Source organism: Pseudoduganella sp. (assembly GCF_041914865.1).
Classification (GTDB): domain Bacteria; phylum Pseudomonadota; class Gammaproteobacteria; order Burkholderiales; family Burkholderiaceae_D; genus Rugamonas.
Map to the genome: position 1 here is coordinate 1 of NZ_JAYSCO010000029.1, position 25,634 is coordinate 25,634.

Sequence of the window (25,634 nt, forward strand, 5' to 3'; positions counted from 1 at the left end):
GCTGAGACGTTTAGATTAGCGGCCTAAATTGAGCAGGATCCGCTGGGTCATTACATTGATGCCGTTTGGTTTGTTAGCTGTTTTGTTCCGATGCCAAAAATAATCCCGCTCGATGGCGGGATTATTTTTGACATTCGGCCTGAATTTTTACCTCAACCGTTGGCTACTTTTCAGAGGTTACCTTGGTGGCTTTCTTCCGTTCCTTTATACGCTTGGCATTTACCCAGCCGTCCAACAACTTGTCATCATCCCGTTTGAACCGGAATTGGAAGTCGATGAAGTTGATGCCCCAGGAAATCTTGTCCAAGCAGGACTTAATATATTCCAAGGAGTAAGGCTTGCCGTAAACGGTTTGCGTGATGTCCCCGCTCATACTGTGACCGAGTATCCGCTTCCGCAAGGGCAGGTCATATTCCATATCGACCATTGCCGCGCCAATGGTCTTGCGTAGGCTGTGGAAATTCTTTTGTGTCTCGTTGACCTCGATCAGTTCCTTCTTGTATTGCGTCCAGTTGTAGCCGATATTTTTAGCAAAACCATTCGAGGCGGTGTTGATGAGGTAGGGGAACAGGAGTTCTGTTTCCCCAAACCGCTCCTTGACCAGTGCATGGTAGTCCAAGAAGTTGGTCAGCAGGATAGGCGTGGGCAGTGGCATCTTACGGATTGACGATGGTGTCTTCACTTCCTTGAAGTCGCCGTTATCGTTGATGTCGAGGACCCACACGCTGTTGTCTTTATAAACGTCGGATACTTGAAGCTGGGCGATTTCCTCGATCCGCATCCCCGTAGTAAGGCTTATTAGCGGGGCGAAGAATAGGTCGGGCTTATCGAAGCGTTTTGCGTATGCGTCAAATTGTTCAACGAATAGCCGCTGGACTTCCTCACCGGAATAGGGGAGCCAAGAATCGGTGTGCTTGCTGCGCTCGGACTTTTTGACCAAGTGCAAGTTGGAGAACGGGTTCTCAAACGGATACTTGCCTGCTTCGATGGCGAAGTCAAAGAAGCCTTTCAGGGTTTTCGTATAGTTATCCACGGTGAGCGGACTGTCCTGCACCTTGATGACTTCTTCCCGATAGTCGCTCGCATGCGGCTTACGGATTTCGTCAATGAAGATGATGCCCTTGGCTTGGTGTTGTTCGATGAACTTTTCTACCCGAGGGTAATAGGCGGCGCGGGTTGCCTCGGCAAAGACCTTTTCCTTGGCTACCTTATAAGACGAGAACAAGTCCGTAAGGCGGTAGCGGGCAGCGGAGTGGCTGCTGCCATTGCTTCCATGAGATACCGTCAGGGGCTGTTTAAAGACGCCAATCTTGTCGATGGCATCCTCATACGCTGCCCGATCTGCGGCGACTTCCATGTCGAAGTCAATCTTGACCCCAGAGGGCAGGCTAATGGTCAGGTCTTTGTGATTATCTAGCCCCAGTTTTTTCGTCATATCCAATACCCAGTTCTCAAATGCCAAACAGACCTTTAACGAACGTAAGTATGCCTGTCGGCGGTCTTTTGTCCTAAGACTTTGAACCAGTTTTGGCTTGACGACGTGAGGATGGAGAATTTTGGGGACGAATAGGCGAATGTAGAATGTTCCGTGCCTGTTCTGGTAAGTGTTTTGCATTCAGCAAGCTCCACGTTGGAGCTTGCGAACTTTTTGAAGTGCTACACCTAGTGTTCCACTTGGTGCTACACCGATCAGTGCCCGACTGACCTAAGCTCTTGTTTTCACAAGAAGAAGGAAATTTGGGGTGGCTGATGGGGCTCGAACCCACGACAACAGGAATCACAATCCTGGACTCTACCAACTGAGCTACAGCCACCACTGAAAACTGCTTTTCTATCGCACCGTAGCGCGACAGAGCCGAGATTATATAGGCTCTCCGGAAAACTGGCAAATATATTTCAAACCTGCACCGATTCAACCTGCGGATGCAGCCCCAGCAGGTTGGCGAACGCCGTCTGCAGGGCCGCCGCGTTGCCGCTGGTGTAGCCGCGCAGGTGGGCAGGGGTGCCGCCCGGGCGCAGCAGGCCGGCGCCTTCCAGCAGGCGGGCCAGCTGGCGCGCCACGGCGTCGCCGGTGTCGATCAGGGTGACGGCCGCACTATCGCCGCGCGCAGCCACCACCTGGGCGATGGCTTCCCGCACGAAGGGATAGTGGGTGCAGCCCAGCACCAGGGTATCGGCGCCCTGGTCCAGCAGCGGCTCGACGAAGCCGCGCAGCATGGCGGCCGTTTCCGCGCCCGACAGGTCGCCCTGTTCGATGCGCTCCACCAGGCCGCCGCATGGCTGCAGCAGGAAGCGGGTGCCGTTGCTGGCGGAGATCTGCTCGCGCAGGGCGAGGAATTTCTCGCCGCGCAGGGTGCTGGCAGTGGCCAGCACGCCCACCGTGCCATTGCGCGTGGCGGCGGCGCCGGGCTTGAGGCCCGGCTCTACCCCGACCACCGGCAGGGCCGGGAAGGCGGTGCGCACGGCCTTGATGGCGGCCACCGTGGCGGTATTGCAGGCCACGACCAGCGCCTTGGCGCCTTGCGAAATCAGGAATGCGGTGACGTCGAGCGCGCGCTGCACCAGCCATTCATCCGTTTTCGCGCCGTAGGGGGCGAAGGCGGAATCGGCAAAGTACAGCACGTGCTCATGCGGCAGCTGCGCGTGGATGTGGCGCAGCACGGAGAGCCCTCCCACGCCTGAATCGAAGACGCCGATGGGCGCATCGGCGGAGGAGGGGACAGCTTGTGTCATCAGGCAGGTTGCGCTGCTTTCAGGGATTCGATCTTCACCTGCCACTCTTTCGGGCCGGTGTTGTGCACCGAGGTGCCGGAGGAATCGACGGCCACGGTGACAGGCATGTCGACCACGTCGAATTCATAGATCGCTTCCATGCCCAGGTCTTCGAAGCCGACTACCTTGGCGCCCTTGATCGCTTTCGACACCAGGTAAGCGGCGCCGCCAACGGCCATCAGGTAAGCCGACTTGTGCTTCTGGATCGATTCGATCGCGGTTGGGCCGCGTTCCGCCTTGCCGACCATGGAGATCAGGCCGGTCTTCTCCAGCATCATGTCGGTGAACTTGTCCATGCGGGTGGCGGTGGTCGGGCCGGCTGGGCCTACCACTTCGTCGCGCACCGGATCGACCGGGCCCACGTAGTAGATCACGCGGTTGGTGAAGTCCACCGGCAGCTTCTCGCCTTTCGACAGCATGTCCTGGATGCGCTTGTGCGCGGCATCGCGGCCGGTCAGCATTTTGCCGTTCAGGAGCAGGGTCTGGCCTGGCTTCCAGGACGCCACTTCTTCCTTGGTCAGGGTGTTCAGGTCGACGCGCTTGGACTTCTCGGTGTCGGCCGCCCAGGTCACATCAGGCCAGTCGGACAGCTTCGGCGGCTCGATGTAGGCCGGGCCGGAACCATCCAGCACGAAGTGGGCGTGGCGGGTGGCCGCGCAGTTCGGGATCATGGCGACCGGCTTGGAGGCGGCGTGGGTCGGGTACATATTGATCTTCACGTCCAGCACGGTGGTCAGGCCGCCCAGGCCTTGCGCGCCGATGCCCAGGGCGTTGATCTTGTCGCACAGCTCGATACGCAGCTCTTCCAGCTTGTTCTGCGGGCCGCGCTTTTTCAGCTCGTACATGTCGATGTCTTCCATCAGCGACTCTTTGGCCAGCAGCATGGCTTTCTCGGCGGAGCCGCCGATGCCGATGCCCAGCATGCCCGGCGGGCACCAGCCGGCGCCCATCAGCGGCACGGTCTTCAGCACCCAGTCCACCAGCGAGTCGGACGGGTTCAGCATGACGAACTTGGTCTTGTTCTCGGAGCCGCCGCCTTTGGCTGCCACGGCCACTTCCACGGTGTTGCCTTCCACCAGTTCCATGTGGACCACGGCCGGGGTGTTGTCCTTGGTGTTCTTGCGCTCGAAGTGTGGGTCGGCCACGATGGAGGCGCGCAGCTTGTTGTCGGAGAAGTTGTACGCGCGGCGCACGCCTTCGTTCACGGCGTCGGTTACGGTGCCTTTGAAGCCTTCAAAGCGCACGCCCATGCCGATCTTCAGGAAGACGTTCACCATGCCGGTATCCTGGCAGATCGGACGCTTGCCTTCCGCGCACATGCGGGAGTTGGTCAGGATCTGGGCGATGGCATCCTTCGCCGCCGGGCTTTGCTCGGCTTCGTACGCGCGCGCCAGGTGCTGGATGTAGTCGGCAGGGTGGTAGTAGCTGATGTACTGCAGCGCGGCTGCGACGGATTCGATCAGGTCGTCTTGCTTGATGATGGTCATGGTTGGCTCTTTGGCTGATTTAGTGTTGCTTCGATGCGTGATGCGTGGTCGTCGTGATGCGGTCGGTGTAGGCAATGGCGATGGCCGACAGCAGGAAGACGCAATGAATGACGGTTTGTGCGACCAAGGTCTTCGGATCGTACAGTTGCGCGTTGATGAAGGTCTTCAGCAGGTGGATCGACGAAATGCCGATGATGGCGGTCGCCAGCTTGGTCTTCAGCACGGATGCGTTCACGTGCGACAGCCACTCAGGCTGATCCGGATGGCCTTCCAGGTGCATGCGCGAGACGAAGGTTTCGTAGCCGCCCACGATCACCATGATCAGCAGGTTGGAAATCATGACCACGTCGATCAGGCCGAGCACGACCAGCATGATGGTGGTTTCGGTCAGCTTCTTCGGCGCTTCGGCACCAGGCACGGTCACGGCTTGCAGGATGTGCTCCAGCGAGGCGGCATTGCCAAACGCGGCGCCGATCAGGTCTTTCAGCTCGACCCAGAAATGGAATACGTAGACGCACTGCGCCAGGATCAGGCCCAGGTACAGCGGCAGCTGCAGCCAGCGGGACATGAAGATGAAGGCAGGGATGGGGCTCAGGCGCTTGCCATTGGTGTTCAGCGGGTCGGTCATCTGTGTTGTGCAAAAAGACGTTTAGAAAAACAGCCGATATTCTACACGCGGCAGCAGGCCTACGGCAGCGGCGGCGATATGCTACATTGCAAACTTTGTTTTCCTGGCAAGTGACGATGAAGCTGGAATGGTTGCAGGGTTTGCGCGGCTTGGCCGTGCTGGGCGTGGTACTGGCGCATGGACGCTACCTCCTGGTCGGCACGCCCCACGGCGACCTGGCGCGGACGCTGTTCCTGCCCGGCGCCATGGGCGTCGACCTGTTTTTCCTGATTAGCGGCTTTATCATGGTCCACACCACGCGCGGCGTCGGCGGCCCGCGCGATGCCGCGCTGTTCGCCGCACGCCGACTCGCCCGCGTCTGGCCGGCCTACGCCGTCGTGACCCTGCTGTGGATCTTTATCGACCGCGGCGGCCTGTGGTTCTTCCAGGATGCCGAACGCCTGTGGCACCTGGCCGGCTCGCTGGCCTTCCTGCCGCAAGTGCCGGGCGAAGCCCCGTTCTTCGGCCTGGCGTTCCCGCTGGCGTGGACGCTCGCCTTCGAGATGTACTTCTACCTTGTCTTCGGCATTAGCATGCTGGCCGGCCGCCTGCGCTGGTTCGTGTTCGGCAGCTGGATGCTCCTGACGCTGGTGCTGCTGCCCGCCACGCACGGTGGCGCCACGCTCAATATCCGGCAGTACCTGTCGTTCAGCTGGGGCTATATGCAGCTGGCGACCAACCCGCTCATCTACGAATTCCTCGCAGGCGTGGCGATCGGCCTGCTGTACCACCAGCCGCGCATCCGCTTCGGCAGCGACACCGTAGCCTGGCAGGCCGTTGTCTGCAGCACCGGCTTTGTGCTGTGGTGGGGCTGGTCCGGCGTGGGCGGCTTCCACGGCCCGGCAGGGTGGGGCTGGCCGCTCGCGCTGATGCTGCTGGCGCTGGCCATCGCCAGCAAAACCGTCACGCTTTCCATGCCGCGCTGGCTGGTGTGGGTCGGCACCGTTTCCTACTCCATGTACCTGACACATTATCTTGGCCAAGTGGTCTTGACCCGCTGGCTGGAGCAGCACGGCCTGCATACGCAAAGCTGGAACGAGGTCTTCCTCGCACTGTTGCTGGCGATTCCGCTCGCCGCCATTTCGCATCGCCTGCTGGAGCGCGGGCTGGGCGAGTGGCTGAGGGAAAAATTGGTATTACTGGTCGACCGCATACTGCCAGCGCCCGCTGTACCAGAGCCCCAAGAAGTGATTAAAATGGCAAAAATAACCCCCTGACCATGTAAGGGGGTAGTAAGCGACAAGCACTATCGTTGCTAGCAAACCATCACTAACCGGAGACAAGCATGACCAACCAAGGCGCAGATCAACAAGGACCAATGGAATCGCGCATTTTTGCGCCGCCAGCCGCATTCGTGGAAAAGGCCGCCGTGTCCGGCATGGACGCCTACAAGGCGCTGTGCGATGAAGCCGAGCGCGACTATGAAGGCTTCTGGGCCCGCCTGGCGCGCGAACACGTCGAATGGCAGACCCCGTTCACCCGTACTTTGAACGAAGACAACGCACCGTTCTACAAATGGTTCGAAGACGGCAAGCTGAACGTGTCGTACAACTGCCTGGACCGCAATATCAAGAACGGCCTGGGCGACAAGACCGCCATCATCTTCGAAGCCGACGACGGTGAAGTCACCCGCGTCAGCTACCAGCAACTGCACGACAAGGTCTGCAAGATCGCCAACGGCCTGAAGGCGCGCGGCATCAAGAAGGGCGACCGCGTCGTCATCTACATGTCCATGTCGGTGGAAGGCGTGGCCGCCATGCAGGCCTGCGCCCGCATCGGCGCCACCCACTCCGTGGTGTTCGGCGGCTTCTCCGCCAAGTCGCTTCAAGAGCGCATTATCGACGCCGGCGCAGTCGCCGTGCTGACCTGCGACGAGCAGCTGCGCGGCGGCAAACAGCTGCCGCTGAAAGCCATCGTCGACGAAGCGCTGGCCATGGGCGGCTGCGACTCGATCAAGAATGTGGTGGTCTACAAACGCACCGGCGGCAATATCGCCTGGACCGAAGGCCGCGACATCTGGCTGCACGACCTGGTCGAAGGCCAGGCCGCCACCTGCGAACCTGAGTGGGTGGAAGCGGAGCACCCGCTGTTCATCCTGTACACCTCCGGCTCCACCGGCACCCCGAAAGGCGTGCAGCACTCGACCGGCGGCTACCTGCTGTGGGCCGCGCTGACCATGAAATGGTCGTTCGACCTGAAGCCGGAAGACACCTACTGGTGTACCGCCGATATCGGCTGGGTCACCGGCCACACCTACATCGCCTACGGCCCGACCGCAGTCGGCGCCACCCAGGTGGTGTTCGAAGGTATCCCGACCTTCCCACACGCCGGCCGCTTCTGGGAAACCATCGCCAAGCACAAGGTCAACATCTTCTACACCGCACCGACCGCGATCCGCTCGCTGATCAAAGCCTCCGACGTGGACCCGAAAGTGCATCCGAAGAACTTCGACATCTCCTCCCTGCGCCTGCTGGGCACCGTGGGCGAGCCGATCAATCCGGAAGCCTGGATGTGGTACTACAAGAACGTGGGCGGCGAGAAATGCCCGATCGTCGACACCTTCTGGCAGACCGAAACCGGCGGCCACATGATCACCCCGCTGCCGGGCGCCACCCCGATGGTGCCAGGCTCCTGCACCTTGCCGCTGCCAGGCATCATGGCCGCGATTGTGGACGAAGCAGGGCACGACGTACCAAACGGCAGCGGCGGCATCCTGGTCGTCAAACGCCCGTGGCCATCGATGATCCGCACCATCTGGGGCAACCCGGACCGCTTCAAAGCCGGCTACTTCCCGGAAGAGCTGGGCGGCAAATACTACTTGGCAGGCGACGGCGCCATCCGCAACGCCGAAACTGGCTACTTCACCATCACCGGCCGCATCGACGACGTGCTGAACGTCTCCGGCCACCGCATGGGCACGATGGAGATTGAATCCGCCCTGGTCGCCAACCCCCTGGTGGCCGAAGCCGCCGTGGTCGGCAAACCGGACGAAACCACCGGCGAATCGATCTGCGCCTTCGTCGTGCTGAAGCGCGCCCGCCCGACCGGCGACGAAGCCAAGCAGATCGCCACCGAGCTGCGCAACTGGGTAGGAAAAGAGATTGGCCCGATCGCCAAGCCGAAAGAGATCCGCTTCGGCGACAACCTGCCGAAGACCCGCTCCGGCAAGATCATGCGCCGCCTGCTGCGCGTACTGGCCAAAGGCGAAGCCATCACCCAAGACGTCAGCACCCTCGAAAACCCAGCCATCCTCGAGCAACTGAAAGAAACCTCCTAAAGCAGCACAGACAGGGTCTGACCCTTGGGTCAGACCCAGGTTTACCGGGTTTCAACAGAAAACCTTTGCCATCTCGCAAAACGCTGCTATAATTCGGGCCTCTCGCGACGAGTGAGAGATGCAGGAGAGATGGATGAGTGGTTTAAGTCGCACGCCTGGAAAGCGTGTATAGGTTCATAGCCTATCGGGGGTTCGAATCCCCCTCTCTCCGCCAAGGATTCGAAGAGCCGCCCACTGGGCGGCTTTTTTCATATGCGAGGCCAGTCTTGATCAACATCGAGTTAGTTGTCACCCTCGCAATAATGTTGGCCGCTGCATGGATCATGCTTCTTAATATACGTGGCCGCCGGTTCCTGAAAACCTTCAGCGAAGCCAGCGTTTCCTTTGACGGCTCAGCACTTCAATTCGAACACTATCCATTCGAACCCTCCACCGCGTATCCCAACGGCGTTGTGTGCGTAGGCGACATCCAAAGCATCGAGCTTGGTCATTGCTCTGAAATACGCCTGAATAACGGCGACATACTATTCGTCCCCAACTCCTCCAAAGCCGCGTTGGTGGAATTCGTGAGCCACCACAACATCACGCTGGTGAAGCGGATGTCAGTATGGTCGTCTCTTCTTGAACCATTCCTTGATACGACGCAAACCAAAGAGGACATCGAAAACGAACTGAGATGGCTGGCGGAACGGGGCATCGATGAACGATCAGTGCGGAAATGGCGAAGTGAAGTGGGCCGTTCAATGGTGGCGCTGAATTTTGGAACTGGATTATGGGAGTGGACCGGTTTCGGCTTGTATGACGTTCTCGTCGCCAAGCGTGCATTCGGCAGGCATTCGGAATTCGCCGACTTTTACCGCCGTGCGATCGCGCTTGCCGCCCTCGATGCGGAATACCCGTCCGTGGGTTCTATGCAATGGCGCGACTCGATGTCCGGCGCGCTCCACTCTGTATTGCTGGATTGGTATCCACCAGTCGAGAAGGGAAGCCTTGCGACGTTCACCGAGCGCTGGAAGGCGCGCAGCGAGAGGATCGAGATCATTCGCGATAAATTGCTCGAACAACTCGCGGTTGCGTATTCGGATCCGCAGCGCCTGGCACAAGTCGACGATGCTCTAACCGAACTGCGGCGCCACTTTGAGCGAGCTATCCGGCTCAACGAAGTCAAATGGGCGTTGATCTTCCTTCACGCGCATGACGATGCCGCACAGTCTGCAGCATGGGCCTGCCGAGTGATGCAGGAGTTAGGGCGTTCAACGGGTGAGCAAGAGTATGTTCGCGCGCTGATCATGAAGCAACCCAATTTTTCACCTGACGTCGCACTGGTTCATGGGCTTGATGGTGCGCCAAAGCTCACCCAGTCGCTGGCCTGACAGCAGAGTCAGGTGTCAGTAACCACGCCTGCTGCTTCGCCTTCTCCGCCACACCGTCATGACGATAAGCTGTGACGCAACTAGCGGGCCAAGCACCCATGCTATAGGGAAGGATGTAATGGGCTCGATGATGAAGTCGGCGCGCTCGATACGCGCTGGCTCGTCGCCCTGTGCGCTCAGTGCTTCATTCAATTGGCGCAGGTGTTCAAGGCCAAGGAACAGCTTGTGTTCCTGTGGCTGGTAAGCTGTGCCAAGCGGATACATGGCATACGGCTTGTTCATCATCTCGATGTGCGCGCCAGCGAATGCGGTGACTGGTTGGCTTTCCGCGAACTTCAATAACCGGGCGATGCTGCGCCGATACGCTGGCCAGTCCCGCACCGTCAGCATGCCGGGATATAAGGAATCGCCACTGAAGATCGTGCCACTGCGCTGATCGTAGAAGGCAAGGTGCGCCGCGTCGTGGCCGGGCAGGGGGAGGACTGTGATTTTTCGACCGCCAAGGTCAATCTCTGCTTCGCCTTCTGGCCATTGGGTAAACCGGAAATGCGCCTTGACTGCATCCGGAGTGCTCCCTACCACGGTCGTATTGGGGCGGGCGCGGAACGCGTAATCGAAGGTGCGGTGGTCGCGATGCGCGTGGGTATGCGCGACGAGCAGGCTGAGCTTGCGTCCGCCAATTATTCGGTTGACCGTTTCTACCAGGGGAAAGGCCACGCCATCGTCAGGCTTATCGCCGGAGTCCAACAAGAGTGCCTTTTCCTCTCCAAGTATCAGGTAGAGGAATGGCGCCTCAGTACTCGCGCATTTGTTCTCGCGGATGATAAAAACGCCTGGCCCGGCCTGGTGCACCTGCAATGGCTCCGCGCAGGCTTGGCCTTCAGGCACGCCATGAATCCATTGGTTTGCTTCTTTAAGTGGCTCCGTTGCCGCAATCGCGGCAAGGGGAATGCTGAGTGCGAGATGGAGCAAGGTTCTCATAAGGACCTGATGAAGAGGCATCGTTGCGCGCGCAGGGCGACGGCTTGAGCTTGGAATGGTGGTTATTATAAATGCAATACTGGGGGCACGTTCAGCAAGGGCGAAATCGTCATTGGGAGATCCCCTATAATCCTGCGGCGACGTTGGTGCGCCATCAATTTTTTAAGGGACTCTTGTGCTTAAGTGGAAAGCGAGATCGACCGGCCTTGTAATGGGGTTGGGGGGAATGGGGATATTTGGTTGGCTTCTCATGGCGTTGCCGGTGGATGTTCCATTCTGGATCGTTGTCGTCCTCAGCGCATCGTCCGTTGCGGTGTACGGCATTTCATCCCTTGGGATCTGGCCCGATAGTATGGAGAAGAGCGGCCAGATTCTCGCATTCAGGCTTTACCTTGGCTTGGCGCTGGTTGCGTTTGTGGTTGGAGCGCTCAACGGTTTCACCATTCGCCATGTATTTCCTGGCGCGCTGATCCTGCTCGGGATCTGGCAGTGTGTTCTTGTTCAACTGCCGGTGCGCAAAAATACCTATATACAAGGCCAATATCAGCGGCTTCCAAAACGCGCCGATGGGTCCTTAATTATTCAAGCGAGCAAGGTGAAGCTGGCCTGGATGGTCGTGCTGGTTGCTTTGATGTTTGGTATCTCGGTTGCGGCAATTCCATCCGTGGCCGGGTGGGTAGGCAGCCTATTGTTCGGTGCCTTGATGGTCCTGGCGATCTACGTTTATCGACCCAGTGCCAATTACCTGCGCGTTGGCCAGGACGAAATTGAAATCGTCATCGCCGGCCAACGCAGTAAGCTGATGTGGCGCGATATCGCTGGCTTTCATGTTGGCGATTCCGATGGCGACAAGATGGTGGCTGTCCTGTTTACGGACGCTTATCTCAGATCTCGTGCTGAGGCTCAAGAGCAACCAGGGGATGGTTGGATTCGCGATATTTTTGTACTGCGGCCGGAGGTACTGTGTTCCGTCCTGAGTGAATGGCATATGAAGCCTGCGGAAACGCACTTGGTGAAATAGTATGAATACCTCTTTTCAGGCCGTGCTGTTATGTGCGCTGACCTTCGGTTTGCCGGCGAACGCGTCGGAAGAACGCAACGAAGTGAAGCTTCCACGCAATGCCACTAAGTTTTGCGATGAGCATGTATCCGGCGCGCCTGCGAGCGATGGCCGGCCCGGTCCACATATCATTTGGCACGCGTATAGCTCGGTGGATTCGCCGGATGCCATTGTCCGGTATTACGCTGAGCAGTTCGGCCAGAAGGCCGGCGTAGCCCACGATGGAAGTCCCGAATGGCGTTTGGGGCCTGAGCATGCGAGGTGGATCTATGCGATCCATCCAGCGAGCGCACAAGGGAAAATGTGGCGCCGATGCGAAGTCCCCGCTAGTGCCAAAACGGTGGTCTGGATTAGCGTCTTTATCTCGGCACCAGGGTCTTAGCCGACGCGGTGTACCTTGAGCTGGGCGAAGGGCGTGCCTGGCGGGTTGGCATACAGCGTGGCCAGCACATCCCAGAATGCGCCCGAAATGGCGACCCGTCCGTCAAAGCCCTTAAAGTGCTGCCCCAGCCCTAGTGCGTGGCCGAATTCATGGATGATGGTCTCGCGGTTGATGAGGCAATCACAATCGCGGTCCCCGTGCCGTTCGTGGCCCAGCTGGATACGCACTGGCCTTGGTTGGATTCCGCCGGCACCATCTGCCTCGATCTCGTCACCCCCTTTGTCTCGCCACGTGACGTTGCCGGCGAAGTTCTGATAATCCGTTCGCCCAGGTTTCACGAAAGCCGTCCCATATGTGATGCAAATGTCCGCGTCCTCTTCATCATTTGTCCGCGTCAATTCCACGGCAATCTTGTCGTTGATCGCTATGATCGCGTACTGCGCGTCCTTAAAAAGTTTCTGCTGCGCGGGTTTGTTCAGATCAGGTGGCGTGAGGTAGACCGCAATCTCATTGGGAAGACGCGAGCTTATTCCCATTGGGGGGCCGAGTAGCTGGTTGCTTCTCGAAAGAAGAGTAATGATTTCCTTATCTGTGATGTTGCTAGCCATAGGTTTCTCTAAATTCCAGTTTGTTTGATCGCCAACGTGCTCGCTTTGTGCTCGAAAGCAGAAGCGGGGCAAATAGCCAGCGCGGATTCGAACGACTTGCGGGCGGCATCGTTGTCGCCCTTCAGGCGGGCAGTTTCGCCGATGTAGTAATGGGCTAAGCATTGGCGGGCGGTTGCATGCTGTTCTTCCTTGCCAGCGGTAAGCAGCAGCTTTTCCGGCTTTCCGTCGTTGATGATGTAGTCGACGATGGGCATGGGCCAGACCTCTTCGTTCGCACGCTTGCGCGCTGCCTTAAGTTCTTTGCGGGCGGATTCGGGATCGCCGTTATGGGCGGTGGCAAGGTACGCCCTCAGCTCCGCTTCGCGATCGGATGAATAGCTTTGTGCGAGCTGGCGCAGGGCGGGCGCGGCTTCCGCATATTCGCCAGCAAGGAATAAATCGGATGCACGTTTGTACATCGACATGTAGTCGCCTCTGGCTGCGGCTTCTTCTGCCAGTTTGGCGGCGCGTACCGGATCTTTGGGAACATCAACGCCGTCCTCCAGCTTCTTCGCCAGGTAAGCCATGGCGCCGTGGCTGCCATTTGCGGCCTCGGACTCCAGCCATTCCACCCAGTCGGCGCGGCTGACCATGAATTTGAGCGGGGCGGTCCTGGTCAGGTAGATGCGGCGCTGGCTGCTAGAAAACAGCACACGGTAGCTGCGCAAGAAGTCGACGCCAAGGATCAACTCACTTCCTTCGTGATCGTCTTCCTTGCTATCAAAGAGCGTGATCTTGAGATCCTTGAACGTGTCGTCTCCGATTTGCATTTCTGCGACGGTTACGCCCCAAGCGGACAGGGAACCTTCGCCGATGCCGGTTATAGCCGTAAGCTTTTCCGCACCCGGCATGGCAGGTGCGATGCCGGCCCTGCGCGCAGCTCCGGCGCGGATTGCCGTGGAGGGAGCTCCAGTATCGATGATGGCGCGCGTCGGTATGCCATTTACTTTTACGTAGAAGAGTGGGGTATCGATGTATGGATCGGTTTCCATGTCCAACACCGATGCGCCAGCGACCAGGTGGGCGGTCTTGCTGCACTTACCCAGCCGATTGAACTGCATACGGCGGGCGCCCAGGTCGATTTCGAGGTCTGCCTGCAGCAGATAGTCGACGCCCAGAATCGCGCCGAAGCCTGAACTGGCCAGCCCTGGCATCACAGGAAACCAGGCTGAGACACTTCGTGAACTGCCGATGGAAAATTCGCTGAAATAGGCGCTGTATCCTTGCTGGGTCAGGCCGCCCAATCCCACAAAGCTACGGGAGCTGGGCAGGGCCCTGGCGGGAATCCCTAATACTTCCGTACTGCGCAGAAGAACGAATGTGCGATGTGCGCCGGTGTCGACCAGCATAGGAATTGGACGGCCATTGATTTTGCCTTCCAGGACAGGTCGAGAACCCCATCCGTTTGTTCGCAAAGGTACCGGTTCACCGCGTTGGTATTCGCAAGGCGGCGTTGTGGAGGCTTGGGTGGTGGGGAGTACGCAGAACAGCAGGGCAGTTGTCAGCAGGGTGTGGCGCATGGGAAACCAGATAGTCCAATAATGTTGCCATAATAGCACCTCGACTTTGGCTCATTACGCCTGGCCCAGCCTCCGTGGCGAGCCCGGTTGGGCGAATCTTGTAAGATGCCCCGAGCTACCTGGCTTGCGGGGCACGTCTCTATGGTGGAGTCGACTGATGCATTGGTGGAGCTGGTTCCTTGTGCCGCGATGCTGTACTCCGGCGCGGGGGAAATTATCGCCGCCAACAGGGCCTTCTGCGAACTGGCTGGGTATGCGCGAGAGGAGCTGCTGTGTCGCCAGCTGGGCGCGGTCGTGGGCGCTGGCGCGGAGACTGCTGCCGACGCGCCTGCACTCGCTAGCATCACGACGAAACACGGCCATACAGTCCAGTGCGAGGTGACGCGCAAGCGCATCGCGCTGGATGGCGGGGAGCAGTGGCTGGCACTGTTCCACAAGTCCTGTGCGCAAAGCGACAGCGAATTGATCCTGCACGCCATCGACGAAGGCTTCATCCTGCTCGACCGCGACTTCCGCATCCAGCGCATCAATGATAAAGCGCTGCGCATCGATGGCCGGCCGCGCGATGAGCTGCTGGGGAAGACGCATTGGGAAGCCTGGCCCGTCACCGAGCATTTGCCGATCGGCGAAGCCTACCGCAAGGCCATGCGCGAGCGGAAGCCGGCCATCATCGAGCAGCTGTACACGCATAAGCCGCAGGAGCTGTGGATGGAAGCGCGCGTTTTCCCGGTTGAAAACGGCTTGGCGGTCTTCTTCCGCGATATCACGCAGCGCAAGCAGGCCGAGCGCAGGGTGCAGGAGAGCGAGGCCAGGTTCCGCACGATTGCGGACGCCATCCCGCAAATCGTCTGGTCGGCCCGGCCGGACGGTTTCCATGATTACTTCAATCACCAGTGGTACGAGCATACCGGCATGCCGGAGGAGGCGGCGCAGGGCGATGCCTGGGTTGGCCTGTTCCACCCGGACGATGTGCCGCTCATGCAGGAACGCTGGCAGCGCAGCCTGGCAACCGGTGAACCGTATGAGGTTGAGAACCGCCTGCGCCACCGTTCCGGCGAATACCGCTGGACCCTGGCGCGCGCCTTGCCGGTGCGCGACGGGGACGGGGGGATCGTGCGCTGGATGGGCACTTCCACCGACATCCACGAAAGCATGGCCATGCGCGCAGCCTTGCGCGACACGCAGTCGCGTCTGGAGGCGGCTTTGGCGGCGGCCGAAATCGGCACCTGGGCCTGGGATATCAAAGCGGACCGCGTCCATGCGGACCGCAACCTGGCGGCGATGCTGGGCATTCCGCCGGACATCGCCAACGGCGGCCCGATCGATGCGTATTACGCGGTGCTGCACCAGGACGATGTGGCCAAAGTCCGCGCCAGCATCGACCAGTCGCTGGCCAGCGGGGAGCCTTACCAGGAGAGCTTCCGCGTGCCGCGCGGCAGCCTGGGCCTGCGCTATATGCAGGGCAGGGGCATCGTCGTGTGCGGCAATGGCGGCCAGTCGCCGCATATGTCCGGTGCGGTGCTCGATGTCACGCGCCAGCACCTTGCCGAGGAGGCCTTGAGGTCGAGTGAGCTGACCTTCCGTACCCTGGCCGACAATATTCCGCAACTGGCGTGGATGGCCGATAGCAGCGGCCATATCTTCTGGTACAACAACCGCTGGTTCGAGTATACCGGTACCACGCTGGAGCAGATGGAAGGTTGGGGCTGGACCAAGGTGCACCATCCCGAGCACGTCGAGCGCGTGGTGGCGCTGTACCGGCAGAAAATCGTGGAAGAGCAGCAGGTCTGGGAAGATACTTTTCCCCTCTTGGGGGCGGATGGCAGTTACCGCTGGTTCCTGTCGCGCGCCATGCCGATCCGCGACGAACATGGCAGGGTGGTGCGCTGGCTGGGCACGAATACCGACATTACTTTGCAACGCGATGCGGAGCAGCGCAAGGACGACTTCCTGGCGCTGTTGGCGCATGAGCTGCGCAACCCGTTGGCGCCGATCAGCACGGCGTCGCAACTGCTGAAAACGGGTGGCGCGAGTCCGGACTACATCGAGCGCTCCACCGGTATCATCGACCGCCAGGTCAAGCATATGTCGGAACTGGTGGACGATTTAATGGATGTGTCGCGCGTGACGCGCGGCATGGTCGCGATTGAGAAGGAGGAGGTCAGCGTAGCGGAGATCGTCAACCGCGCCGTCGAGCAGGTGCGCCCGCTGATCGAGGCGCGCCGCCAGCATCTGGTGCAGGATGATGTGGCGGCGGGCCTTGCCGTGCTGGGCGACGACACGCGCCTGGTGCAGGTGCTGGCCAACCTGTTGAACAATGCGGCGAAGTACACGCAGCAGGGCGGTCGTATCCTGCTCACGGTGCAGGCGCGCGATGGGCAGGTGGTGCTGTCCGTGGCCGACAACGGCATCGGGATGGACGCGGAGCTGCTGCCGCGCGTCTTCGAGCTTTTCGCGCAGGCCGAGTTGACGCCGGACCGGCACGGCGGCGGATTGGGACTGGGGCTGGCGCTGGTCAAGAGTATCGTCGCGCTGCATGGCGGGCAGGCTAGCGCCGCCAGCCCGGGGCGCGGCAAAGGAAGTACCTTCACGGTCACGCTGCCGCTGTTGCAGCGCGACAGCGCGGCACGGCCCCAGCATATTGTGCTGGTTGATCGGGTCGGTGACGATGGGGCGTTGCCGGCAGCGCGGGAGACGGCGCGCGGCCTGCATCGGACGCGGTCCTGATCGGGCTGGAGATGCCGGGCGTAGGGAGTTGCGCGCGCTGCATTCCGCAAGCTTGCCACCTGCACCTTCAGGCAGCCAGCCGGTGCAATTGCGCGACCTGGCTGGCAAGCACGGCCACCTTGGTTATACTTGCCGCCATGCTCACCCGACAACTCCTATTCCTGTTCAGTGCCCTTGGCGCCATAAATGGCGTCTTCCTGGCCATCTATTTTTTCAGGCGCCAGCCAAGGCAGCCGTCTGACTGGATGCTTGGCGCGCTGTTGTTGGCGGTCGGCGTCCGCACGGCGAAATCGACGGTTCTGTTTTTCGATCCCACCATCGCCCTGGAGTTCAGGCAGCTGGGCTTATCCGCCTGCCTGCTGATCGGGCCATTGACGTATTTGTACGTGAGTCATTACCTGGCCGAGCGCCAGCAGGCCCAGTCCGATCGCCGCTGGCGCTGGCATCTTGGGCTGGCGTTCCTGGTGATCGGCCTTGGTGTGTTGTTCCCCTACGCGAGCTATCGCAGTATCTGGGGTATTTCCAGCCATGTGATCCATGTTTACTGGCTCGGCTACCTGATGGCAGCGGGGTGGGCATTGTGGCAGGCGCGCGCGCACCTGGCGGAAGGCGGGCGGATGTCGATGCAGGCCTGGATGCCGCTGAGTGTTTTTGCCGGCAGTCTCATTATTCTCGTCGCCTATGTCAGCACGCCGCTCACGTCTTATATCGTCGGGGCGCTGTCATTCACCTTCTTGCTGCATATTGCGGTGCTGGTTTTCCTGCTCCGCAAAAATGAGGCCGCAACCAAGGAGAAGTATCAGAACCGCAAACTGAGCGACGAGAATGCACAGCAAATCCTGGCGGCGCTTGAGCTGCAGATGCTGGAGCAGGAGCTGCACTTGAATCCCAACCTGACGTTGGCGCAACTGGCCAGGAAAACAGGCAAGCTGCCCGCTGAAGTGTCGCAGGCCTTGAACGCGAGGTTGCACAAAAGCTTCAGCGTGTACGTAAACGAGTTCCGTATTGCGGATGCAAAGAAGCTGCTGCTTGCCGAGCCACAGCTCAACCTGGAGGCCGTGGCGGAACGCTGCGGCTTCAACTCCAGCTCTACTTTTTTCACCACCTTTAAGAAGGTCGTTGGTCAGACGCCGGCCAGGTATCGCGCCGATTCCTTGCCGTTAACTTGAATTCTTGAGTCAAATCTACTTCGAAATCGCGTTTCCGGAGTTCGAAATCACGATTTTCCAGTGTTTTTGTGCATGCCTCGCCCGATGATTGGCGGGCGGTGAAGTGATGCGTCACTCCACTGCGGTGATCAATTTCGGGACTATTAGAGGATGACTTCATGAACAAGGAATTTCTGATTCGCGTTTGTCTGCTGTTCGTATTCTTCGCTTGCGCCGGGCACAGCCGCGCTGCCGGGAGAGGGGACGAACAGGCGGCAGTTGCCAGGGCAGTTGGCCTGTATTTGACGGGCAGCAGTTTCAACCTCCAGGCTGACTTGCATAAGGCTTTCCACCCGGGAGCCCGGCTTTACCTGGATGGGCCAGGTAACACGGTGCGGGAAATGTCCCCGCAGGAGTACGCGAAGCTGTTCCCGAGCGAGAAGCAATCCCAGTTCAATGGGCGCATCGGGCGCCTGATCAGCATCGATATCACGGGCCAGCTTGCCACGGCCAAGGCAGAAATCTTGATGCCGAAACAGGGTCGGCGCTATATCGACGTGTTCCTGCTCCGGAAAATGGAGGGGGAATGGAAAATCATGAGCAAGTCGGCCGTGCGCGCCGACGGCCCGCAGCATGGGCGCAAGGTGTTATTCGTGCTTTCGAACGTGGCGCAGTATCCGGGAACCAAGGTCAATGCGGGCAATAACTTCCCGGAGATTGCTTACACGTACGACGCCCTGGTCAATGCCGGCTATGCGGTCGACTTCACCAGCCCCCAGGGCGGCGCCGTGCCGCTGGAAATGGTGGTGACGTCAGATCCTGTGCAGCGGCGCTATATTTACGATAGCGACTTTATGTGGGGTCTTGCGAACACCCGCATTGCAGCCGATCTTAAGGCGGCGGATTACGTTGGCATCGTCTATGTTGGAGGCGGGTCGGCAGTCGTTGGCATTCCGGAAAATGGCGCCATCCAGCAGTTGGCAAAGCAGATTTACGAAGAGCAGGGCGGGGTGATCGCGGCCATCTGCCATGGTACCGAAGGGATCTCACAGCTGAAACTCAGTGATGGCAGCTTGCTTGGCCACGGCAAGGTGATGACCAGCTTCCCGGATGCATTTCTCAACAAGGAATCTCCTGTTTTCAAGGCATACCCATTTTCTGCCGAAGGCAGCATCAGGCGCAATGGAGGAAAGTTCGTGCATGGCCCGAAGGATGGCAGCCACGTGGCAGTGGACGGACGGCTGGTTACCGGCATGAACTGGGAGTCGTCCGTTGGCGTGGCAAATGCAATGATTCGATTGCTGGGCGAGGTGAAATAGCTTTGTTGCCGCGTTTCGCGCGTGCGGCGACCTGGAGTGCTCCTGCGAGTAAGCGTTATCGTTAGCTTGATCCTTGAGGCTATGCCGCCAGCCGGTCTGCTGCAGCACCATGCGCGCGTTCCTGCAGCAGCACCCAGGCGCCGGTGCGGGCGACTGCTTCGCGCAGGGCTGGCGTGTCGTCCTTCACCAGTACCTCCACATTCAACGCGGCGGCTTGGGCCAGCACTTGCGTGAGTTCGGCGGCGTTGGCGCCGTGCAGGCTGGCGATACGGATGCCGTCCACGCGGGCGTGTCCCAGGATGGAGGGCAACTGCGCGGCGCTGGCAACCTTCACTGAAATGCGGAAGCCATTGCGGCGGTAGTTGTCGGCCACGTAGTTCAGCATCCAGTTCTGGCGCGCGTTCACGGCGGGCAGCTGCAGCACGATGCGCTCGAGCGGCAGGCCGAGCGAGTCGAGGATGCGGCGGAAGGCCATGCCGTGGTTGCTGCTGACGGCGCTGAGCAGGCGGTCGTGTACGTTCAGGTGCAGTGTACCGGCATCGTCGCGGCGGAAGAAGTTGATGGAGTGGAGCGTGCGGCACAGGCGGTCCAGCGCTACCGATTCGTCGTCGCTGGCGGCGCCGTCGAGGTAGGACCAGAGCGGCAGGCCCTGGTCCTCGGCGCTGATGCCGCGCACGCGGCCGGCGAATGCGGTGGGCACGCCGCTTTCCAGTTCGCGGATGGTGTGGAAGGAGCTACCCAGCCAGCAGTTAAAGATGTGCCCTTCGACCTGGCCGTCTTCGCCTAGGCGCAAGCTGCTGGATGGTGCCTGTCCGCTTGCGAGGCGTTCAATATAGGCTTGCAGGGCTGGGTAGCTCATGTCGGCTCCTTGGAGTGCGTGGAAGCCCAGTCTATGCCGCGGCGGCCTGCGAAGTGAACGAAGCTTTCGGCATATCCAACTGCGTAATATTCAGATGGCCCTGGAAGCTGCCGTTGCCGCGCGCATCGCCGTTCTTTTCAATCTCCAGCGCGAAGCGCACGGCGGGATCGCCGGCCAGCTTGCGCATGTAGCGCGCCACGTTCGGGTAGTCGTCTTCCAGCTTGAACACATTGTGGTACTCGGCCCAGCGGCCAATGGCGTACAGGTAGGCGTCGGCAACGGTCGGCTTGGCGCCGCCCAGCAGCCATTCGCGTCCGGACAGCAGGGACTCGAGGTAGGCGTATTCCACGCGCACCGCGTCTTCGCCGTATTTGCGCAGCACGCTTTTCACGGTCGGATCGTCGGTGCCGGCGTCGTACAGCTTCCATAGCGGTGCAAAGGCTGCGAACAGGTCGGTGACCAGGTAGGACAACATCGATGCCAGGTGGTCGGCATCCGGCGTGCCCGGTGCGAAGCCCAGGCCTTGCGCCACGCCGCGCTGGCCGATGTGCTGCAGGATGGCGAGGCTTTCGGTCAGGCTGTCGCCGTTGGCGGTCAGCATGGCAGGCGTTTTCATGCGCGGATTGACGCGGGCGAACTGCTCGGGCCATTGCTCCATCATCTCGATCCGCACCAGGTGGTAGGGCTGGCCGAGCCATTCGGAAGCGATCACCGATGCCAGGGAGCAGCCGCTGGGTACGCCGTAAAAGATTACTGGTTTCATTTGTTTTCTCCATGTGGTGTGTTGGTAGGGGAAATATATGTGCGTGAACGATGCGCGAAAAGATGGTCTAGAATGGAAGCAAAGTCTCTACTTGTGGATGATGGATGCGGAACCTGAACGACTATTACTTTTTCGTGCAAGTGGTGGAGCATGGCGGCTTCGCCCAGGCCGCGCGCCACACGGGCACGCCGAAATCGACGCTGGCCAAACGCGTGGCGGCGCTGGAGGCGGAGCTGGGTGTGCGGCTGATCCAGCGCACGTCGCGCCGCTTCACGGTGACGGAGCTGGGGCAGGATTTCTATCGCCACGCTTCGGCCATGCTGATCGAGGCCGATGCGGCGGAAGATGTGGTGAAAGGGCGCCTGGCGGAGCCCAGCGGCACGGTGCGCATTACCGCTTCGGTGCCGACGGCGCAGACGGTGCTGGCCAGGGTGCTGGCGCAGGTGGCGCTTGAGTATCCCAAGGTCTTCGTCTCGGTGCATGTCAGCGACCGCTTTGTGGACATGGTGCAGGAGGGCTTCGATATCGCCGTGCGCGACCACTTTGCGCCGCTGCCCGACTCTGGCCTGGTGCAGCGGCGCGTGGCCTCGGAGCCTGTCGTGCTGGTCGCGTCGCCCGCTTACCTTGCAGCGCACGGCGTGCCGCTGCAGCCGCAAGACCTGGCGCAGCATGCCGGCCTGGTGAGCGCTGCGGGCGGCGGCCCGTGGCTGCTGGAGGACGAGGCGGGCGCAAAGGCGGAGGCTACGCCGCAGGCGCGCATGCATGCGAATGAGTCGTCGGTGCTGGTGCAGGCGGCGCAGGCCGGCCTGGGCATTACCTGCCTGCCGCTGCGCATGGTCGGCGAGGCGCTGGAAGCCGGACGCTTGCAGCGCGTGCTGCCGCAATGGCGAGCCGGCACGGTGACGACTACGCTGCTCATGCCGCACCGGCGCGGCCAGCTGCCGTCCGTGCGGCTGGTGGCCGACGCCATCGCGCGCGGCTAAGGCGCCGTGTGGGACAATAGCGCCTGTCATGAAGACCAATCCCCTTACCGAAATCTATCGCGACCAGTGGCTGCTGGCAGTGCACAAGCCGGCCGGCTTGCTGGTGCACCGCAGCCCGATCGATCCGCATGAAACCGAGTTCGCGCTGCAGTATGCGCGCGAGATGAACGGCGGCGAATACGTCTACGCCGTGCACCGGCTGGACCGGCCGACTTCCGGCCTGCTGCTGTTTGCGCGCGACCAGCAGACGGCCAGCATACTGGGCAAGGCTTTCATGGCGGGCGAGGTGCGCAAGCGCTACCTGGCCATGGTGCGCGGCTGGGCGCCGCTGGAAGGGGTGATCGACCATCCCTTGCGCGAGGAGCCGGAAGACCGGCGCTGCAAGGAGGAGGAAGCGCCGGTCCGCGAGGCGCTGACGCGCTACCGGCGCCTGGCCACCACCGAGATACCGGTCGCCATTGAGGGCTACAGCAGCAGCCGTTACAGCCTGGTGGAGCTGTTCCCGGAAACCGGCCGCCGCCACCAGCTGCGGCGCCATATGAAGCACATCAGCCACCCGATCATCGGCGACGCCAACCACGGGCGCGGGCGGCACAACCGCTATTTCGCCGAGCGTTTCGGCTTTGGCCGGCTGATGCTGGCGGCGGTCGGCATGTCGTTCAGGCACCCGGCAACGGGCGAGCTGCTGGAGCTGGCTGCCGCGCCGGAAGCCAGTTTCCTGCAGGTGCTGTCAATCTTCCCCGGCGACAGCGGCGTTCGCGATGCCGTAGGGGACGTGCCCGGTGGGGACGAACTCGCGCGCTGATTCGCAGTGCACCGGCTGGTCGTCGAAGAAGATATCGGCGCCAAAGGCTTTAAGGAACACGCCTTTCGGCATACCGCCCAGGAACAGGGCTTCATCAATGCGGATATCCCAGGCGCGCAGGGTGCGGATCACGCGTTCGTGCGCCGGGGCGGAACGGGCCGTGACCAGGGCGGTGCGGATCGGCGAATCATCCGGGCCGTAGGCGGCCTGGATGGCGTGCAGGGCGGCCAGGAAGTTCTTGAACGGTCCGCCCGGCATCGGGTCGCGCGCCGCTTCCTTCTCGTTGCGGGCGAAGGCATCCAGGCCAAGCTGCTTGTAGATGCGCTCCGAATCGTCGGAGAACAGCACCGCGTCGCCGTCGAAGGCAATGCGCAGCTGGCCGCTGTCGTTCTCGCGGTTGGAGGGCAGGATGGTGGCGGCGGCGTGGCCATGGGCCAGCGATTCGCGCACATCGTCCGGGTTGGTGGACAGGAACAGCTGGGCGCCGAACGCTTCCACATAGCGGTGCGTGCTGGCGCCGGAGCAGAAGGCGGCGCGCTTGATGTCCAGCTGGTAGTGCTCGATCGAGTTGAAGATGCGCAGGCCCGTGTCGGCGCTGTTGCGCGACAGGAGCACCACTTCCACACCCTTGTTCAGGGCGAGCAGCTTTTTCACCAGCGTGAAGGCCGGGCCGGGCTCCAGCACCACGTGTTCGTTGGCGCGCTGGTGGGCGCAGTAGGCGTCCACGCCTTGCGTCTCATAGATCGCGTGGCTCTCATCGAGCTGGAACAGGGCGCGTGAAGAAATGGCGATGACAAGCTTCATACTTCCTCCTTTAGCGCTATTGTCGCAGCTGCTGCGACAAAACGTGTCGCAGCGCGTGCGACGTATTTCGTCGCAGCCGCGCGCCATACTCCGGCCGGTCTGCAACGCGCCAGGGAGGCAATGTTTGGCTGGAATGATTACGGCGGCCGAGATCACGGCGGCAATGGAGTTTGTGCGTGGCCTGACGGTGGCGCGCGATGGTTTGCTGGCTTGCCCGGTGTCGCGCCTGCAGGTGCGCTTCCGCCTGGGTTACCAGCATGCGTGCTCGCTGGCGGCGACGCTGGAGGCGCAGGGGTTCTGGGAAATTGTGGTGACGCCAAGCGGCATGCGCGGCGCAAGGCTCAAATAATTGCTACAATGAAACATCGGATAACTAAAGGTTAAGGTAGATGGCTTCCAAAGAATCCATGCTGCGCCAGTGGAATATGCTGCGCCTGGTGCCGCGCGCGCCGCAGAGCATTACGGCGGCGGATATCACGGACCGGCTGGCGCAGGCTGAATTCCCGGTCGATAAACGCACGGTCGAACGCGACCTGAACGCGCTGGCAGGCTTGTTCCCGCTGCTGGTGGACGACTCCAGCAAACCGTTCAAGTGGAGCTGGCAGCGCGATGGCGCCGCCTTCAGCCTGCCGGGCATGAGCGTGCCGGAAGCGCTGACCCTGACCATGGTGGAGCAGCACCTGCGGCACCAGCTGCCGCCTTCGACGCTGGACGCCTTGCGGCCGCACTTCTCGGCGGCCGCGCATACGCTGGCCGCGACCGACGACAAGGCGCACACCAAGGCCTGGCTGGGCAAGGTGCGCAGCATCCCGGCCGCCCAGCCCTTGCTGCCGCCGGAGCTGGACGATGCCTGCCAGCGCACGGTCTACGATGCGCTGATGAAGGACAGCCAGCTCAAACTGCATTACCTGAAACGCGACGGCAGCACGCTGGCCGTGTACGAGGCGGTGCATCCGCTGGCGATTGTGCAGAAGGGCGGCACGGTGTACCTGGTGTGCCTGTTCGCCGGCTACGACGACGCGCGCACCATTGCCCTGCACCGCGTGAAGCAGGCCGAAGTCCTGCACCTGCCGGCGCGCCGCCCGGCAGGCTTCGATATCGATGCCTTCATCGCACAGGGCCAGTTCGGCATTGCCGACGGCGGCGAGATCCGCCTGCAGGCGGTATTCAAACGCGCCGCCGGCGAGCACCTGGCGGAAACGCCGTTGAGTAAGGACCAGGTGCTGTTCAACGAATCGCCCGACACCTTGCGCCTGATCGCCACCGTGCCGCGCACGCGCGCCCTGACGTGGTGGCTGCTGGGCTTCGGGGACGGTGTGGTGGTGCACGAGCCGGCCGACCTGCGCGAAGAACTGCGGCAAACCGCGCTGCGCATGGCTGCCGCGTATGGAGGCGGCGATGCCGGTGCTGCTTGAACATATCGACGCCATCGGCCGCAGCAAGCAGCGCGACGTGCTGTACCTGGAATTCGATGCCCACGCCGGCCGCGCGCAAGTGCTGGCGTGGCTGGACGCGCATGGCATGGCCTGGCAGGAATGCGGACCGTTCTGCGATGGCAGCGGCCTGCAGCCCTATCGCGGACAGGTGTACATCGACGTGCCGTACGACGAAGGCTTGCCGCAGTACCGCACCCTGCGTAATTACCTGGAGTACGCGGACGGCAGCATGCGCCAGGAAGGCGTGCGCTTTTACGCCATGCCGCTGGCGATGGCGATGCGCAACGCGCACCACGACGCACCTGGTTACTGGGACTAGTGGTGCACGCGCCGCCAGAGCCGGACCAGCCATTCCAGCAGGGCGGCCATGGGCTTGCGCAGGAAGGGGATATCGTAGGACAGCAGCAGTAAGCCGATGACGATGTCTTCCACGCCCAGCACGGGCAGGTAGGGCAGGAAAATGCCCACCGCGATCAGCAGCAGCGCCAGGGGGATGCGCACCCAGCGCGCCTGGTCGGAGCGCGCCCATTCGATGAAGCGCCGGGCTTTGCCCGGGACTTCACGTTCCAGGTCGTCGACCGCATGGTCGAGCTTCTGTTTGCCGTCCTTAGCCATGGCCTAATG

24 protein-coding genes, 2 tRNA genes and 1 pseudogene are annotated in these 25,634 nt (G+C 61.1%); 14 read left to right on the forward strand and 13 right to left on the reverse strand.

The window, feature by feature from the left end; translation table 11 throughout:
* Nucleotides 1–163: 163 nt before the first annotated feature.
* The 6 genes and pseudogenes from ACE3TQ_RS14745 to ACE3TQ_RS14770 form a co-directional block, all read right to left on the reverse strand.
* Complete coding sequence (locus ACE3TQ_RS14745) at nt 164–1,435, reverse strand: site-specific integrase (RefSeq protein ID WP_374583101.1); 1,272 nt, start codon at nt 1,433–1,435, stop codon at nt 164–166.
* A gap of 15 nt (nt 1,436–1,450) precedes the next feature.
* Nucleotides 1,451–1,615, reverse strand: a pseudogene (locus ACE3TQ_RS14750) (DUF6538 domain-containing protein); the annotation flags it as partial.
* A 123-nt stretch (nt 1,616–1,738) separates the two neighbouring features.
* Nucleotides 1,739–1,814: transfer RNA gene (locus tag ACE3TQ_RS14755), tRNA-His, on the reverse strand.
* An 82-nt stretch (nt 1,815–1,896) separates the two neighbouring features.
* Complete coding sequence (murI, locus tag ACE3TQ_RS14760) at nt 1,897–2,733, reverse strand: glutamate racemase (RefSeq protein ID WP_374583034.1); 837 nt, start codon at nt 2,731–2,733, stop codon at nt 1,897–1,899.
* Nucleotides 2,733–4,259 (reverse strand): fumarate hydratase, encoded by a 1,527-nt coding sequence (locus ACE3TQ_RS14765; protein WP_374583035.1) that lies wholly within the window; start codon nt 4,257–4,259, stop codon nt 2,733–2,735. Before ACE3TQ_RS14765 ends, murI begins: the two co-directional genes overlap by 1 nt.
* Nucleotides 4,260–4,278: 19 nt before the next feature.
* Nucleotides 4,279–4,887 (reverse strand): TIGR00645 family protein, encoded by a 609-nt coding sequence (locus tag ACE3TQ_RS14770; protein ID WP_374583036.1) that lies wholly within the window; start codon nt 4,885–4,887, stop codon nt 4,279–4,281.
* Between the two features lie 116 nt (nt 4,888–5,003).
* On the opposite strand from ACE3TQ_RS14770, the gene ACE3TQ_RS14775 reads away from it, so the two are divergent.
* The 4 genes from ACE3TQ_RS14775 (at nt 5,004) to ACE3TQ_RS14790 (ending at nt 9,576) form a co-directional block, all read left to right on the forward strand.
* On the forward strand, nt 5,004–6,143 hold the full coding sequence (locus ACE3TQ_RS14775) for an acyltransferase family protein (protein WP_374583038.1): 1,140 nt from the start codon (nt 5,004–5,006) through the stop codon (nt 6,141–6,143).
* A 101-nt stretch (nt 6,144–6,244) separates the two neighbouring features.
* Nucleotides 6,245–8,203, forward strand: a complete 1,959-nt coding sequence (gene acs / locus ACE3TQ_RS14780) for an acetate--CoA ligase (RefSeq protein ID WP_374583039.1) — start codon at nt 6,245–6,247, stop codon at nt 8,201–8,203.
* A gap of 123 nt (nt 8,204–8,326) precedes the next feature.
* Nucleotides 8,327–8,417, forward strand: a tRNA-Ser gene (locus tag ACE3TQ_RS14785).
* A 52-nt stretch (nt 8,418–8,469) separates the two neighbouring features.
* The gene (locus tag ACE3TQ_RS14790) at nt 8,470–9,576 is read left to right on the forward strand and encodes a hypothetical protein (protein ID WP_374583040.1); all 1,107 of its coding nucleotides are present in this window, start codon (nt 8,470–8,472) and stop codon (nt 9,574–9,576) included.
* A gap of 15 nt (nt 9,577–9,591) precedes the next feature.
* Here ACE3TQ_RS14790 and ACE3TQ_RS14795 read toward each other — a convergent pair whose 3' ends face one another.
* Nucleotides 9,592–10,557, reverse strand: a complete 966-nt coding sequence (locus ACE3TQ_RS14795; RefSeq protein ID WP_374583041.1) for an MBL fold metallo-hydrolase — start codon at nt 10,555–10,557, stop codon at nt 9,592–9,594.
* 250 nt (nt 10,558–10,807) lie between these two features.
* Between ACE3TQ_RS14795 and ACE3TQ_RS14800 the strand changes: the two genes are divergently transcribed.
* Both ACE3TQ_RS14800 and ACE3TQ_RS14805 read left to right on the forward strand, forming a co-directional pair.
* Entirely contained in the window at nt 10,808–11,578 is a 771-nt protein-coding gene (locus tag ACE3TQ_RS14800; protein WP_374583042.1) for a hypothetical protein, read from the forward strand.
* 1 nt (nt 11,579) lies between these two features.
* Nucleotides 11,580–11,999, forward strand: coding sequence for a hypothetical protein (locus ACE3TQ_RS14805; protein WP_374583043.1), 420 nt, complete (start codon nt 11,580–11,582; stop codon nt 11,997–11,999).
* Here the strand turns inward: ACE3TQ_RS14805 and ACE3TQ_RS14810 are convergent.
* Both ACE3TQ_RS14810 and ACE3TQ_RS14815 read right to left on the reverse strand, forming a co-directional pair.
* Complete coding sequence (locus ACE3TQ_RS14810) at nt 11,996–12,607, reverse strand: hypothetical protein (protein WP_374583045.1); 612 nt, start codon at nt 12,605–12,607, stop codon at nt 11,996–11,998. The genes ACE3TQ_RS14805 and ACE3TQ_RS14810 overlap by 4 nt on opposite strands.
* A gap of 8 nt (nt 12,608–12,615) precedes the next feature.
* On the reverse strand, nt 12,616–14,166 hold the full coding sequence (locus ACE3TQ_RS14815; protein WP_374583046.1) for a retroviral-like aspartic protease family protein: 1,551 nt from the start codon (nt 14,164–14,166) through the stop codon (nt 12,616–12,618).
* A gap of 141 nt (nt 14,167–14,307) precedes the next feature.
* Here ACE3TQ_RS14815 and ACE3TQ_RS14820 point away from each other — a divergent pair, with 141 nt between their 5' ends.
* From ACE3TQ_RS14820 to ACE3TQ_RS14830, 3 genes are all read left to right on the forward strand, one after another.
* Nucleotides 14,308–16,893 carry a PAS domain S-box protein gene (locus ACE3TQ_RS14820; RefSeq protein ID WP_374583047.1) on the forward strand — a complete coding sequence of 862 codons (2,586 nt, stop codon included), beginning with the start codon at nt 14,308–14,310 and terminating at the stop codon, nt 16,891–16,893.
* 137 nt (nt 16,894–17,030) lie between these two features.
* Nucleotides 17,031–18,062 (forward strand): helix-turn-helix domain-containing protein, encoded by a 1,032-nt coding sequence (locus ACE3TQ_RS14825; RefSeq protein ID WP_374583049.1) that lies wholly within the window; start codon nt 17,031–17,033, stop codon nt 18,060–18,062.
* Nucleotides 18,063–18,220: 158 nt separating this feature from the next.
* On the forward strand, nt 18,221–19,360 hold the full coding sequence (locus tag ACE3TQ_RS14830) for a nuclear transport factor 2 family protein (protein WP_374583050.1): 1,140 nt from the start codon (nt 18,221–18,223) through the stop codon (nt 19,358–19,360).
* Nucleotides 19,361–19,439: 79 nt separating this feature from the next.
* Here ACE3TQ_RS14830 and ACE3TQ_RS14835 read toward each other — a convergent pair whose 3' ends face one another.
* Nucleotides 19,440–20,219: a diguanylate phosphodiesterase gene (locus ACE3TQ_RS14835; RefSeq protein WP_374583051.1), complete on the reverse strand. Its 780-nt coding sequence runs from the start codon at nt 20,217–20,219 to the stop codon at nt 19,440–19,442.
* A 31-nt stretch (nt 20,220–20,250) separates the two neighbouring features.
* The gene (locus tag ACE3TQ_RS14840) at nt 20,251–20,982 is read right to left on the reverse strand and encodes a glutathione S-transferase family protein (protein WP_374583052.1); all 732 of its coding nucleotides are present in this window, start codon (nt 20,980–20,982) and stop codon (nt 20,251–20,253) included.
* A gap of 104 nt (nt 20,983–21,086) precedes the next feature.
* On the opposite strand from ACE3TQ_RS14840, the gene ACE3TQ_RS14845 reads away from it, so the two are divergent.
* Nucleotides 21,087–21,965, forward strand: coding sequence for a LysR substrate-binding domain-containing protein (locus ACE3TQ_RS14845; protein WP_374583053.1), 879 nt, complete (start codon nt 21,087–21,089; stop codon nt 21,963–21,965).
* 28 nt (nt 21,966–21,993) lie between these two features.
* Nucleotides 21,994–22,770 (forward strand): pseudouridine synthase, encoded by a 777-nt coding sequence (locus ACE3TQ_RS14850; RefSeq protein ID WP_374583054.1) that lies wholly within the window; start codon nt 21,994–21,996, stop codon nt 22,768–22,770.
* Here ACE3TQ_RS14850 and ACE3TQ_RS14855 read toward each other — a convergent pair.
* Nucleotides 22,696–23,574 carry a 5'-nucleotidase gene (locus ACE3TQ_RS14855; RefSeq protein ID WP_374583055.1) on the reverse strand — a complete coding sequence of 293 codons (879 nt, stop codon included), beginning with the start codon at nt 23,572–23,574 and terminating at the stop codon, nt 22,696–22,698. The two genes, ACE3TQ_RS14850 and ACE3TQ_RS14855, sit on opposite strands and share 75 nt — an antisense overlap.
* 124 nt (nt 23,575–23,698) lie before the next feature.
* Between ACE3TQ_RS14855 and ACE3TQ_RS14860 the strand changes: the two genes are divergently transcribed.
* From ACE3TQ_RS14860 to ACE3TQ_RS14870, 3 genes are read left to right on the forward strand one after another with little or no spacing between them, the layout of a single operon-like run.
* Nucleotides 23,699–23,923 (forward strand): hypothetical protein, encoded by a 225-nt coding sequence (locus ACE3TQ_RS14860; RefSeq protein WP_374583056.1) that lies wholly within the window; start codon nt 23,699–23,701, stop codon nt 23,921–23,923.
* Nucleotides 23,924–23,963: 40 nt separating this feature from the next.
* A complete protein-coding gene (locus tag ACE3TQ_RS14865; RefSeq protein ID WP_374583057.1) occupies nt 23,964–24,989 on the forward strand; it encodes a helix-turn-helix transcriptional regulator in 1,026 nt (341 codons plus the stop codon).
* Nucleotides 24,973–25,329, forward strand: coding sequence for a hypothetical protein (locus tag ACE3TQ_RS14870; protein WP_374583058.1), 357 nt, complete (start codon nt 24,973–24,975; stop codon nt 25,327–25,329). Before ACE3TQ_RS14865 ends, ACE3TQ_RS14870 begins: the two co-directional genes overlap by 17 nt.
* On the opposite strand, the gene ACE3TQ_RS14875 is transcribed toward ACE3TQ_RS14870, so the two are convergent.
* Nucleotides 25,326–25,625, reverse strand: a complete 300-nt coding sequence (locus ACE3TQ_RS14875; RefSeq protein ID WP_374583059.1) for a hypothetical protein — start codon at nt 25,623–25,625, stop codon at nt 25,326–25,328. The two genes, ACE3TQ_RS14870 and ACE3TQ_RS14875, sit on opposite strands and share 4 nt — an antisense overlap.
* Nucleotides 25,626–25,634 lie beyond the last annotated feature (9 nt).

Bases quoted from the DNA above. Each gene is read 5' to 3' on its own strand.
- ACE3TQ_RS14875 (WP_374583059.1), bottom strand. From the start codon at position 25,625: ATGGCTAAGGACGGCAAACAGAAGCTCGACCATGCGGTCGACGACCTG.
- ACE3TQ_RS14820 (WP_374583047.1), top strand. From the start codon at position 14,308: ATGGTGGAGTCGACTGATGCATTGGTGGAGCTGGTTCCTTGTGCCGCG.
- ACE3TQ_RS14800 (WP_374583042.1), top strand. From the start codon at position 10,808: ATGGCGTTGCCGGTGGATGTTCCATTCTGGATCGTTGTCGTCCTCAGC.
- ACE3TQ_RS14840 (WP_374583052.1), bottom strand. From the start codon at position 20,982: ATGAAACCAGTAATCTTTTACGGCGTACCCAGCGGCTGCTCCCTGGCA.
- ACE3TQ_RS14795 (WP_374583041.1), bottom strand. From the start codon at position 10,557: ATGAGAACCTTGCTCCATCTCGCACTCAGCATTCCCCTTGCCGCGATT.
- ACE3TQ_RS14835 (WP_374583051.1), bottom strand. From the start codon at position 20,219: ATGAGCTACCCAGCCCTGCAAGCCTATATTGAACGCCTCGCAAGCGGA.
- ACE3TQ_RS14870 (WP_374583058.1), top strand. From the start codon at position 24,973: ATGCCGGTGCTGCTTGAACATATCGACGCCATCGGCCGCAGCAAGCAG.
- ACE3TQ_RS14855 (WP_374583055.1), bottom strand. From the start codon at position 23,574: ATGAAGCTTGTCATCGCCATTTCTTCACGCGCCCTGTTCCAGCTCGAT.
- ACE3TQ_RS14825 (WP_374583049.1), top strand. From the start codon at position 17,031: ATGCTCACCCGACAACTCCTATTCCTGTTCAGTGCCCTTGGCGCCATA.
- ACE3TQ_RS14865 (WP_374583057.1), top strand. From the start codon at position 23,964: ATGGCTTCCAAAGAATCCATGCTGCGCCAGTGGAATATGCTGCGCCTG.
- ACE3TQ_RS14850 (WP_374583054.1), top strand. From the start codon at position 21,994: ATGAAGACCAATCCCCTTACCGAAATCTATCGCGACCAGTGGCTGCTG.
- ACE3TQ_RS14765 (WP_374583035.1), bottom strand. From the start codon at position 4,259: ATGACCATCATCAAGCAAGACGACCTGATCGAATCCGTCGCAGCCGCG.
- ACE3TQ_RS14810 (WP_374583045.1), bottom strand. From the start codon at position 12,607: ATGGCTAGCAACATCACAGATAAGGAAATCATTACTCTTCTTTCGAGA.
- ACE3TQ_RS14815 (WP_374583046.1), bottom strand. From the start codon at position 14,166: ATGCGCCACACCCTGCTGACAACTGCCCTGCTGTTCTGCGTACTCCCC.
- acs (WP_374583039.1), top strand. From the start codon at position 6,245: ATGGAATCGCGCATTTTTGCGCCGCCAGCCGCATTCGTGGAAAAGGCC.
- ACE3TQ_RS14845 (WP_374583053.1), top strand. From the start codon at position 21,087: ATGCGGAACCTGAACGACTATTACTTTTTCGTGCAAGTGGTGGAGCAT.
- ACE3TQ_RS14830 (WP_374583050.1), top strand. From the start codon at position 18,221: ATGAACAAGGAATTTCTGATTCGCGTTTGTCTGCTGTTCGTATTCTTC.
- ACE3TQ_RS14770 (WP_374583036.1), bottom strand. From the start codon at position 4,887: ATGACCGACCCGCTGAACACCAATGGCAAGCGCCTGAGCCCCATCCCT.
- ACE3TQ_RS14775 (WP_374583038.1), top strand. From the start codon at position 5,004: ATGAAGCTGGAATGGTTGCAGGGTTTGCGCGGCTTGGCCGTGCTGGGC.
- ACE3TQ_RS14745 (WP_374583101.1), bottom strand. From the start codon at position 1,435: ATGACGAAAAAACTGGGGCTAGATAATCACAAAGACCTGACCATTAGC.
- ACE3TQ_RS14805 (WP_374583043.1), top strand. From the start codon at position 11,580: ATGAATACCTCTTTTCAGGCCGTGCTGTTATGTGCGCTGACCTTCGGT.
- murI (WP_374583034.1), bottom strand. From the start codon at position 2,733: ATGACACAAGCTGTCCCCTCCTCCGCCGATGCGCCCATCGGCGTCTTC.